9 protein-coding genes and 3 pseudogenes are annotated in these 10,967 nt (G+C 59.5%); 8 read left to right on the forward strand and 4 right to left on the reverse strand.

Going from position 1 to position 10,967, the window contains the following annotated elements:
• Positions 1–110 precede the first annotated feature (110 nt).
• The gene (locus ACN8ZM_RS41455) at positions 111–437 is read left to right on the forward strand and encodes a hypothetical protein (RefSeq protein WP_003100858.1); all 327 of its coding nucleotides are present in this window, start codon (positions 111–113) and stop codon (positions 435–437) included.
• Positions 434–925, forward strand: a complete 492-nt coding sequence (locus ACN8ZM_RS41460; RefSeq protein ID WP_420213345.1) for a transposase — start codon at positions 434–436, stop codon at positions 923–925. Before ACN8ZM_RS41455 ends, ACN8ZM_RS41460 begins: the two co-directional genes overlap by 4 nt.
• Before the next feature lie 30 nt (positions 926–955).
• On the opposite strand, the gene ACN8ZM_RS41465 is transcribed toward ACN8ZM_RS41460, so the two are convergent.
• Positions 956–2,130, reverse strand: a protein-coding gene (locus ACN8ZM_RS41465) for an IS3 family transposase (protein WP_137962692.1) whose coding sequence is annotated in 2 segments (ribosomal slippage) — positions 956–1,857 and positions 1,857–2,130 — 1,176 coding nt in all. Because the reading frame shifts where the segments join, the coding sequence is not laid out codon by codon here.
• Between the two features lie 72 nt (positions 2,131–2,202).
• On the opposite strand from ACN8ZM_RS41465, the gene ACN8ZM_RS41470 reads away from it, so the two are divergent.
• The 4 genes and pseudogenes from ACN8ZM_RS41470 to ACN8ZM_RS41485 all read left to right on the forward strand — a co-directional run.
• A complete protein-coding gene (locus ACN8ZM_RS41470) occupies positions 2,203–2,574 on the forward strand; it encodes a hypothetical protein (protein WP_003100853.1) in 372 nt (123 codons plus the stop codon).
• The gene (locus tag ACN8ZM_RS41475; RefSeq protein WP_003100847.1) at positions 2,568–3,125 is read left to right on the forward strand and encodes a recombinase family protein; all 558 of its coding nucleotides are present in this window, start codon (positions 2,568–2,570) and stop codon (positions 3,123–3,125) included. The genes ACN8ZM_RS41470 and ACN8ZM_RS41475 overlap by 7 nt, the downstream gene beginning before the upstream one ends.
• Positions 3,126–3,156: 31 nt before the next feature.
• Positions 3,157–3,318, forward strand: a pseudogene (locus tag ACN8ZM_RS41480) (type VI secretion system baseplate subunit TssG); the annotation flags it as partial.
• Positions 3,319–3,320: 2 nt separating this feature from the next.
• Positions 3,321–3,791: pseudogene (locus tag ACN8ZM_RS41485) on the forward strand (ImpA family type VI secretion system protein); the annotation flags it as partial.
• Positions 3,792–3,934: 143 nt separating this feature from the next.
• Here ACN8ZM_RS41485 and ACN8ZM_RS41490 read toward each other — a convergent pair.
• A complete protein-coding gene (locus ACN8ZM_RS41490) occupies positions 3,935–6,850 on the reverse strand; it encodes a Tn3-like element IS1071 family transposase (protein ID WP_003049965.1) in 2,916 nt (971 codons plus the stop codon).
• 140 nt (positions 6,851–6,990) lie between these two features.
• Here ACN8ZM_RS41490 and ACN8ZM_RS41495 point away from each other — a divergent pair.
• Positions 6,991–7,497: pseudogene (locus ACN8ZM_RS41495) on the forward strand (Tn3 family transposase); the annotation flags it as partial.
• 6 nt (positions 7,498–7,503) lie between these two features.
• Here the strand turns inward: ACN8ZM_RS41495 and ACN8ZM_RS41500 are convergent.
• Positions 7,504–7,755 carry a transposase gene (locus tag ACN8ZM_RS41500; protein WP_137962686.1) on the reverse strand — a complete coding sequence of 84 codons (252 nt, stop codon included), beginning with the start codon at positions 7,753–7,755 and terminating at the stop codon, positions 7,504–7,506.
• A 454-nt stretch (positions 7,756–8,209) separates the two neighbouring features.
• Positions 8,210–9,322 carry an IS1182-like element ISBuce1 family transposase gene (locus ACN8ZM_RS41505; RefSeq protein WP_011875621.1) on the reverse strand — a complete coding sequence of 371 codons (1,113 nt, stop codon included), beginning with the start codon at positions 9,320–9,322 and terminating at the stop codon, positions 8,210–8,212.
• A gap of 362 nt (positions 9,323–9,684) precedes the next feature.
• Here ACN8ZM_RS41505 and ACN8ZM_RS41510 point away from each other — a divergent pair, with 362 nt between their 5' ends.
• Positions 9,685–10,911, forward strand: coding sequence for an ISL3 family transposase (locus ACN8ZM_RS41510; protein ID WP_137962687.1), 1,227 nt, complete (start codon positions 9,685–9,687; stop codon positions 10,909–10,911).
• Positions 10,912–10,967 lie beyond the last annotated feature (56 nt).

The raw sequence follows: 10,967 nt of genomic DNA on the forward strand, positions 1-10,967 counted from the left end.
GAGACTGAACACCATCCAGTTCCCGACCGCGTAGCCGCCTGTCCTGCCGATCAGGTCTTGACCATCGACGCCTGGGATCAGTCCTGAATGTTCTTGGAGACCACTACGTTATGAGCCGCAGCCGCCGCAAAACACCCATCGTCGGGCACACGACCTGCGGCAGCGAGCGCGAGGACAAGAAGCTCTGGCATCAGCGCTGGCGCACCCGTGAGCGCACGGCGCTGACCAGCGCGTCGCCCGAAGCCCTGAGCGCCCATCTGCCCCTGCTGGAAAACCAGGCCAGCAGCGTCTGGTCGATGGGCAAGGATGGCCGCTCCTACTGGCCCGTCAAGCGCCAGGCCGCCACGGCGGATCGCATCGCCAATCACAAGGGACGCAACCCGCAAGAACGCGCCTCCCTGAAAAAGCGCCTGCTGCGCAAGTGGATGAGCAAATGAAGCTCTCCTTCCATCAGCACATTGCGCTGTTCTGGATGATCGGTGCTCCGGGCGTCTTCGCGCCCGTGATCGAGAACGCCAAGCGGCCCGATGCCGGCGCCGTCATGGCGTGGGGTGTCGCGATCGTGGCGGTGATGATCCTCTTCACCCCTTTGCTGCTGCGCTGTCCACCATTCCGGCGCTGGTATGGCCGGACGGATGCGCTGTCGGAGCGGCAGCGCCAGGCGCTTGCCGAGCGCGGCCTGCGCCGCTACTACCAGACCGCTTTCGATGACGGCTACGTGCCCCGCGTGATGCCCTACGTGTGGCGCATCATCTGGACGGTCGGCGGGTTGATGGCTGTGACCGCCGTACTGCCTACCAACACCGGACGGCCAGCCTTCGATGCCTTGGTGGTCTTCTCGACCTGGTATCCGATAGGCGTGATGCTGCTGGTTTTCGCGTCGAGGCCCCTTGGCCGGTTGATTCGCCAAAGAGCACAGGAGTGAGGTCGGTCGGAATCCGTGGACGCCAACGGGTTAAGCAGCCATTTTACTCAAATGGAATCGCTGCGTGAAAGCGGCCGGCGACAGATAGTCCAGACGCTCCTGTGTGCGCTGCCGGTTATAAAAGATCTCGATGTATTCCGTGATTTCTTTGCTGGCCTGATCGCGGGTCGCGAACTTGCGATGATAGACGAGTTCATTCTTCAGTGAGCCCCAGAATGATTCGATGGGTGCGTTGTCGAAGCAATTTCCACGTCTGCTCATTGATGCCTGCATGCCGAACTGTTTGAGCAGATTCTGATAGGCGTGGGCGCAATACTGACTACCGCGATCCGTGTGTTGTATCAGGCCCGTCGGTGGCCGGTGCGACGCGACAGCCCGAAACAGCGCCTGCATGACCAGCTGTTTTGTCATGCGCTCGCTCATGGCATAGCCGACGATCTCTCCGCTAAACAGATCCTTGAGGCCGGCCAGATACAGCCATCCCTCATCGGTCGCGATGTAGGTAATGTCACCGCACCAGGCCTGATTTGGTGCGCTCACACTGAAGTCCTGATCCAGGATGTTCGGTGCGACTGGCAGATTGTGCGTCGAGTTGGTCGTCGCCTTGAACTTGCGCTTTTGCTTGCAGCGAAGGCCGAGCTTTGCCCGCAAACGCTTGATGCGGTGAACACCAATCTGGACACCGTGGTTCGCTAGATCCTTCTGTAGCCGTTCCGGGCCGAAGGTTTGTCGACTACGCTCGTGAGCTGCACGCACCTGCGCTTCGAGCCCAGGCTCTTGTTGATCGTGCAACGACAGCGGCCGTTTGCGCCAGGCGTAGTAGCCACTGGTGGACACGCCCAGGAACCGGCACATCGGCGGCACGGGGTAATGCTGTCGCATCTGCTCAATTACGCCGTACTTCACCGCGACTCCTTCGCGAAGTACGTTGCAAACTTTTTTAACAGATCGCGCTCCATCTTCACTTCTGCCAACTCTCGCTTGAGCCGGCCCAGCTCCGCCTCGATCTCTGTCAGTGGTTTCTGGGTTTGCCCCACGGTCTCCAGCTTGCCGTCCTTTGCGGCGCGAACCCAGTTCGCCAACGTCTTCATCGATATTGACACTCGACGTGCAGCTTCAGACACGCCGACGCCGTCAGTCATTGCTAGCTTTACTGCTTCTTCACGAAATTCCTTCGTGTACACAGCCTTGGGGATTCGCTTCATCAGTGCCTCCATTCCTCAATTCTACGGAATGTTGGCGTCCACTTTTTTCGGCCGACCTCAGGAGCGGCGGAAATGAGCACGTCAACCATCGAGGCGCTGGCCAGCGCCTGGGCAAGGATTGCCGAGGAAGCGGAATTCCCCGCTGACTACGAGGGGACTGCCACACCACAAGCGCATCGGGCTAGCGAAGCTATTCAGGAGCAGATTCGGGAGCGCATCGTCGCCACCAACGACATGCGGCTGTTCAGCCTGCTGCACCTGCTGGGTCAGGCGTCGCTGCGCATGGAGCAAGCGCTGTGGCCGGAGGATTACGAGCGGATGACGCGCGAGGTTGAGGAAGCCCTGCGGCAAGCCACCGACGCCAACGCCAGATCGTACACCCACGAAGAAGTGATGCAGGCGATGCAGGAACGCATCGACCGGGCGCGAGACAAGCCATGTTGATTGGCTATGCGCGCGTCTCGACGCAGGATCAGAACCTGGAGCTGCAACGCGAAGCCTTGAGCAAGGCCGGATGTAAAAAGGTCTTCGAGGACAAGGTGAGTGGCACGCGGGCAGACCGGCCTGGCTTGGCCAAGACGCTCGAAATGCTGCGCGAAGGCGATACTTTGGTCGTCTGGAAGCTCGACCGGCTGGGCCGGTCGGTCAAGCAACTGGTCGATCTGGTCGGCGATCTGCACAAGCACGGTGTCCAGTTCAGGAGCCTCACCGACTCCATCGACACCGGCACACCATCCGGGCGGTTCTTCTTCCACGTCATGGCGAGCCTTGCCGAAATGGAGCGCGAGCTGACCGTCGAGCGCACCCGCGCCGGGCTGGAAGTCGCCAAGCAGCTCGGCCGCAAAGGCGGCCGCAAGCCGAAGATGACCGACAGCAAGATCGAGTCGGCCAAGAAGCTGCTGGCCAGCGGGGTGCCGCCCAAGGACGTGGCCAAGAACCTCGGCGTGTCCATTCCGACGCTGTACCGCTGGGTGCCAGCCTCCACGCACGCTTAGCGTGCTTTATTTTCCGTTTTCTGAGACGACCCCTGAGAGTGCGCCACCGGCAGTGATGGGTGGCCGGCAGCGCATGGGCTGGTCCGGATGGCTGGGACGTCCGGACCCGCATAAACCCATTACCGGCATGCGTTTCGAGCCCGAGCGTTACGTGCGCCATTTCGATCGCCGTGCCACTGACTCCAAAAATTGAACATGAGCAAGAAACAATCCGCCACGCACGGCAAACCCGGCCACGCGCCCGTCACGGGCGCGTCGCACTTCGACTGGCTCACGCCCGTGAGCGACGGCGCGCCTTGCGGCCCGGATCTCGAATACGACCACGATTTCGTGGTCCTCTTCGCGGGCGCTGCACCCAGGCAGGACGTGCAATACGGCGCGTTCGTCGGTGGGCCCGATCCGCTCAACTGGAGCGAGATCGAACGCGACTGCCGGCGCCTGATGCTGCGCACGAAGGACATGCGTGTGGCAGCGCTCTACACGCGTTGCCGCACCCGCTTGGGCGGTGCGGTCGGACTCGCGGAAGGTACGGGACTGCTCGCGACATGGCTGCAGACGTTTCCGGACAACATCCATCCACAGGCAGGCGTTGACAATGATCGCGAGGCCGCGCTGGACATGCGGATGAATGCGTTGCAGGGGCTTGCGGACCCCGATGGGCTGCTAGGGGTCTCCTCGTTTTCAGTGCAATAAGTGACGGTACGAAAAGCTAGCACTGGCGCGGAGGTGGTGTTGGTAGATCGTTGATTTCATTGACTTTCCTGTTCACTTTCAAATCTGCGATTCGTGGCGTCAAACCGTGGTCGGTTTCATCCATTGGTGCCAGTTATCGATGCATTTGGCCGCGAAGGCAGGATTTGGTCAGCATAGCGGTCAACCGGGAAGCGAAACACACCCCGCAAGTTGATGCTCTCCAGCCTGGTGGGCGCAATCTTCCCGATCAGTTCCGGTGGAATGACCTGGCGGCGGTTCGACCAGCGATCCAGGACCGCCTGCATCTGTGAGGTATTCCACGCCATCACGATGTTGGCCATCAGGCTCAACGCATCGGCCACAGCCTGCATTTCATCGACACGTTTGGCCTGCGCCGGGCTGATCCGGCCGGTATAAATGGCGCGCTTGAGGGCGTTAACAGCCTCGCCCCGATTGAGCACCCGGCGCAACTCGTTCCTGAAAGCGTCCTTGACAAAGTAGTCAGCCAAAAACGCCGTACGCAGCAACCGCCCCAATTGCACGCCAGCCTCATAGATTGGATCGCCCTGGGCGGCAGAACCGAACCGCGCAAGAGCTGCCACCGCACTGGCATGTCCGCTCATGACCGAGGCTGCCAGGTGCACCAGACTATCCCAATGCTTTTCGATCAAAGCGACGTCGACATTGGCTTCGCACACCGCAGCGATTTCTGCGGGCACTTTGGTGCCGCGTGGCACAAAGAGGTGGCGCTGTTTGAGTTCCTTCAACCGCGGGCAAAGATCAAAACCAAGCAAACGGGCATGTGACATGGCAAAGTCGGTGTAGCCATGGGTATCCACAGCAAGCTGGCTGGTCTCCAGCTTTTCTTGGCGGATGACACCTTCAATGGCCACGCCCGCCTGGCGCTCATTGAGCACAAAGGGCTGCGCATGGAAGATGCCCCACCGGTCTTTTACATGGGAGTAGATTCCAATGGAAGGTGTGTTGCGCCGAGGATCAAGCCGGGCTTGCCACACCCGTTTGGTGGTCTCCATGCTCATCATGTCAGAAGATGCCAAATCGGACCGCCCCCAGGTGGCGGCAATCGGGTGTCGCTGCATGAATTCCAGCACAGCCTGGCAGGCCTGGCTCAGACGCCGTTCGTCCCGCGCCCAGCGCATGGCCTGGCGAATGCTGGTGGCAGACAATTGCGGAATCATGCGCGCGCATTCGACCGCAGTCAGACTGGTGCCGTGGGCCATGATGCCGGCATAGACCATCAGCAGCTCGTCGGTAGAGCGCGGCTCACGTCCGAGCATGATCCAGCTAAAGCGCACCTGGGCGTCAACGGCCAGAATCACTTCCGGCAATTGAACCTCACCGATGCGGTGATCCAAAGCCGCGCGCAGCTTGGTCACTTCTGGGTCTTCGTCCTCTGCGGGCAATGGCGACAAATGGAGTTCATCATCCACGCGCAGTACGCCACTGCGGGCTGCAGCGGCCACCGCATCGACACCGGCAGTTACTCTGGCCAGCAAAGGCTTCAAGAAAGTGGCAGCCTTGCTGGGTAACGATAGACGGGCATAGTGTTTCTTGGACTCTGCCTGCCAACGCTCGTCCGTGAAGAACAAGCGCGCACGACCCCGAAAGCTCAGGCTGTGCTCAATCCAGACCGAGCCATTGCGCACCGCGCGGCGCAGGGCAAACAGGGTGGCCACCTCCAACGCCTGAAACGCCCGTTCCCGGTCTGGGCTGGAGATCGAAACCTGCCAGATCATTCCCAGACTTGGTGCCACCACTTCAACTGGCAGCTTTCTGGATCCTTTGAGATATAAAGCTTGCAGCTTGGCAAGGTACTCGATGGCAGGATGCTCGCCGGTGGCCTGCCAGGGCAGCTTTGCAATGGCGACGAGCAACGACCGCACGGGGCGAATTCCATCAATCAATCCCTCGCGGACCAGGGAGGCCCTGCTCGGTGGTTTGCGTTTCTGGGTTTCGGTGATCAAGGCTTCAAGACGGGCACGCAACTCAGCATCTGGCACCGCACCTTGCGCGCTCAAGGCAACAAGTTCGCCGAGCAGCGTTTTGTACATTGCGGCCCAATTGACGGTAGCGGGGACATCGGCGGCAGCCTGACGCCACAGATCGGCGATCCGGCGCTGCACCATAAGGATCAACTGGTCTGTGGTGGTGAACAGGCAATACCGAAGAAAGCATGCGACCTCCACGGTGCGCGCTGGCTCTTTGATCTTGGCTCCGGCTGAGGGCGGCCTGGAGACAAGTCGGCGCGCGTAGCGGCGCAAGATGAGATCGGGGATGTCTGCCAGGTGCTTATGAACGTCCAGCGTGTAAAGCAGGTCGATGCGCTCCAGTACCTCGCTGATTTGGCGGGTTGAGTGTTTCGCCGGTGCAGCCCATAGCCAACTCTGCTGGGTTTGTCCATCTGGGCGCAGCTCTGAAACTGAGGCTCGCCAGCGATCAAGTGTTGCTGGATCAACGCTGGCGGCGATGGCGGTGCCTGTTTCAACTTCAAGCTGGGCAAGTGCCGCCGCAATCAGTGTCCGAATTGCCCGCTCGTGCACGATCACCAGCTTGTTCTTGTACAGCCATTGACGCGCCCGCACGAGTAGCTGATCGCGGTCGGCGCAGCGCGCCACTTCGTCGCGCAGTTCACGTACCAGTGAGCGGCGCTGGTGCTCGCTCATCCACTGGAATCCAAGGACCGTGCAGGCTACTTGTTGGTGATCGAATAGCGTGCGCCCGCGTTCATACATGGCTCTCAGCGAGGCGACTTCTGGTGCTGCAATGCCAAGCTCGTTGCCAAGGTGGCGCCACAAGGCTACTGGAATTACCCGAAAGGCACCGAGCAAACGCCCACTCATGCGCAGGAAACCAATATGGAGCGCCAGACCAAGCTTGTGGGAATCACCTCGGCGTGCATTGATTGCGTCGCGCTCGGCACCATCGAAGGTGAAAAATGCCTTCATCTCGAAGTCGCTGATATCGCGGGGGAGCCCACGCATCCCCAAAAACGTTGTGTGCCAACCCTGCATCGTGAACCTCAAAAGTGGGAGGCCACCATACCCGTTTACAAAGCGAACAGGAAAGTCAATGAAATCAACGGTCTACCCAGACCACCCCCGCGCCAGTGCTAGCTTTGCGTACCGTCACTTATTGCACTGAAAACGAGGAGACCCCGATCAAGCAGGGTACGGTGACGGCCTCGCTGATGTTGCGCAAGCTCGGTAGCTATCCGCGTCAGAACGGATTGGCCGTTGCACTGCGCGAGTTGGGGCGCATTGAGCGCACGCTGTTCATACTGGATTGGCTGCAAAGCGTGGAGCTGCGTCGCCGCGTCAATGCTGGACTGAATAAGGGCGAAGCGCGCAACGCGTTGGCCAGGGCTGTCTTTTTCTACCGATTGGGTGAAATCCGCGACCGCAGCTTTGAGCAACAACGCTATCGAGCCAGCGGCCTCAATCTGGTGACGGCGGCCATCGTGTTGTGGAATACGGTCTATCTGGAGCGTGCCACCAGTGCTTTGCGTAGCCACAGCCAGACCGTCGATGACACGCTGTTGCAGTACCTATCGCCGCTGGGGTGGGAACACATCAATCTGACCGGCGATTACCTTTGGCGCAGCAGCACCAAGGTCGGTGCAGGGAAGTTCAGGGCGTTGCGACCGCTGCCACCAGCTTAACGTGCTTTATTTTCCGTTTTCTGAGACGACCCCTAGCTCGATGAGTTCCTGGCGCTCGCTGGCACTCAACGCACCGGCCTCTCCAGGGACAACACCGCTGGACGCATCGGCCTGACGCACCCAGTTCAGGATGCTGGTGGCATGGCAGCCAAACTCACGGGCCAGTTCGCCGGGCTTGCGTCCGGCACGAACCAGTTCAATCATTTGCTCACGAAATTGCGCTGGATAAGGTGGCTTGGGGGTATGTGGTTTGCTCACTTCGGACTCCTTCTGCAAGAACAATAAGGTGTCCGTGAAATGGGGTCAACTTCAACTTCAACTTCACTAACGACCCAAGCAGCCGTTGTCCAGCTAGTCTTGCGAAATATCCTGTCTAAACTGAGTTCCCTGCTTCACCAGAAGCGTATCGCTTGGACATCCTCTAGTACATCTTCGGGTCGAGAACATGGTCGGCTTTCTGGGATGGAACGAATGATCCGCCAATCTTTCAATGGTCTGAGGAAGTGAGATTTGCAACTTCATGAAATAAATCCAATTTCATCGCAGGTCGAATTGCTCTTTGCCACTAACAGGCTGCTGAAAAACCACCCCGATCGCGGATCTTCTGCACACGATTCGAGGTCGGGGCACTGAGCTTTTCGCGATGCGGGATGTTGAGCATGAAGTTCATCGGTTTGGAGCGACTTTCATGCGCTTTCAGGTCGGTTTCTGGTCACTGGGCAGCCTGCAGACGGACTTGTCCCAGGCTGCGCATGCGCACCAAGTTGTAGGCGGCCATGGTCAGCACGAACATCTGGTCCACACGCTCAAGGCCGCGCACCATCACCTGGCGGATGCCGCCCACTGTCTTGGCCCAGCCGAAGCCCTGCTCGATGAGCTTGCGCTTGCGTTGCGAGGTCGCATAGCCCTGCGTCTGCGCGATCTCGTCGGGCACCGCCGACTTGCGGCCCGACGTGTTCTGCGCCACATGCGGGGTGACCTTCATCGACATGCAGGCGTCGATGAACTCCTTGGCGTCGTAGCCCTTGTCAGCGCCCAGCGTGATCTCGCGCTCGTCGTCACCCAGCGCTTGGCGCGCATCGCTGATCATGGCCTTGGCCGCTTCGCGTTCGGCAAAGCCGTCGGCCTGGGTCACCATGGCACTGGCGATCAACCCATGGCGGTTGTCGCTCAGGGTGTGGCCCATGTAGCGCAGCTCGCTGGCGGTGTTGCCCTTGCGGTACAGCCGTGCATCGCCGTCGCTCTTCGATTCGTGGGTGTCGTTGCTGCGTCGCTGGCCTTTGAAGTCGCCGGCCGGGGCACCACCACCGTCTGCGTCGGGCTTGTCGTCCTTGGGTACGAAGCTCTTGTGCCCGGCCCAGGCCTGGATCAGCGTGCCGTCCACGCTGAAATGCTCGCCCGACAACAGGTCGCGCTTGTGCGCAATGTCCACCACCTCGTTGAAGAACTTGATGACCGCGTCATGCTTGATCAGGCGCTCGCGGTTCTTGGTGAATACCGTTGGCACCCACACGGCGTCGTCCATCGACAGCCCGATGAACCAGCGGAACAGCAGGTTGTAGTGCACCTGCTCCATCAGCTGCCGCTCAGATCGCACGCTGAACAGCACCTGCAGCAGCATGGCGCGCAGCAGCTTCTCCGGCGCGATGCTCGGCCGTCCGCCCTTGACCTCGGCTGCATACATCCCCGTCAGCGTTGGCCCCAGCTTGTCCAGCGCCGCATTGGCCGTCTTGCGAATCTCGCGCAGCGGGTGCCGTGCCGGCACGAAGTCCTCCAGCTTGCGCATGGTGAACAGGCTCTCGGTGAAGGTGTCGGTGCCTCGCATCGTTCTCAGTCAGATCGGGTGCTCAAATTGTCCTTGCTACCCGTTGCTCGACCGTCTCCGTCGGCCAGTTTTTCAGCAGCCTGCTAAGAGCAAAGGAATCCATGAGTGTCATGCTGCCGTAACAAACGGTAACTAGAATTCATTCGCTAATTCGATTTAGCAATCATTGGCCGGGATTGATTCCGAAACCAAATCACAATAACTGATTTATGCCTCTTTTGAATTTGTAGTGGGTGGGTTTGGCGGGTCAAGGGCGGGCGTGAGCCCGGCGCAGCGAACCCTTGAGGTGCGCTCTCCCAGTAAGATGAGTCATGGGTGATTGCGGCAGAATGCGGGAATCACCCATGTAAAGCCAATCTGCTATGACGAATCAATTGTTCGAATCCGCCCTCGGTATCACGGCTCCTTGGTATGTCCGAAGTATTGACTTCGATGCTGCTCAGCGGCAGCTCAACATCGCCGTTGACTTCGTTGCAGGCAGCCGATTTCCCTATGCCGGAATCGCAGGCGAGCATCCTGTGCACGATACACAAATCAAGCGTCTGCGGCATCTGAATTTCTTCCAGCACGAGTGTTTTCTGGAAGTGCGGGTTCCGCGTGTGCGTTTGCCCGATGGCTCGGTACGATTGGTCGAACCTGATTGGGTCGGACAGCTCAACGGCTTCACGCTGCTGTTCGAGGCGCTCGTGCTGATGCTCGCGCAGCAGATGCCGTTCGCCGCCGTTGCACGCGCGGTCAACCTGTCGTGGCATCGAGTACATGCCATCTGTTCGCGGTATGTAGAGTTGGCACTCGCGGCGGCCGACCTGTCGGATGTGACGGCGGTGGCGATTGACGAAACTTCGTACCGTCGCGGTCATGAGTATCTGACGCTGGTCGCCGACATGCAGGCGCGGCGGGTCGCGTTCGTCACTATGGGCAAGGATGCCAGCACGATAGAGCGTTTTGCAACTTATCTGAGCGAGCACGGCGGCTCGCCCGAGCAAGTGAGCTCGGTGAGCATCGACATGTCGCCGGCTTTCATCAAGGGCGTCAATGAACATCTCCCCGAAGCGCGCGTTACCTTTGACAAATTCCATGTCGTCGCACACGCTTCCAAGGCACTCGACGCAGTCCGTCGGCAGCAGCAGAAACTCGACCCTCAGCTTAAAGGCATGCGTTGGACTTTGCTCAAGGACGCCGACAAACTGAACCTCGCACAACTCACCGACCTTGAAGCGTTGGTTAGTCAGTACACGACCAATCGCACCGCGCGAGCCTGGCTTTACCGAGAACAATTGCGCGACATTCTCGAGCGCAAACAAATCAACGTCGTCTCCGAGATGCTGCATCAGTGGTGCACCAACGTCATGCGCTCCAAGGTCGAGCCTATGAAGGATGTCGTCAGCTTGATTCGCAGACATTTCGACGGAATCGTTGCTTGGACTCAGACTCGTCAGACCAACGGTTATATCGAGGCCATCAATGGTTTGTTTCAAGCGGCAAAGCGCAAGGCTCGCGGATATGCGCGCTTTGAGACCATGCGCACAGTCCTCTTCCTCGTCGCTGGAAAACTCGACTTCTTCCGCTTCAACGAAAACGCTCGGTGAACCCCGTTACCCACACCGTTTTCAAAAGAGCCTGATTTATCAATAAGGAGCAATTT

This window comes from Burkholderia aenigmatica (assembly GCF_048627025.1).
GTDB lineage: Bacteria > Pseudomonadota > Gammaproteobacteria > Burkholderiales > Burkholderiaceae > Burkholderia > Burkholderia aenigmatica.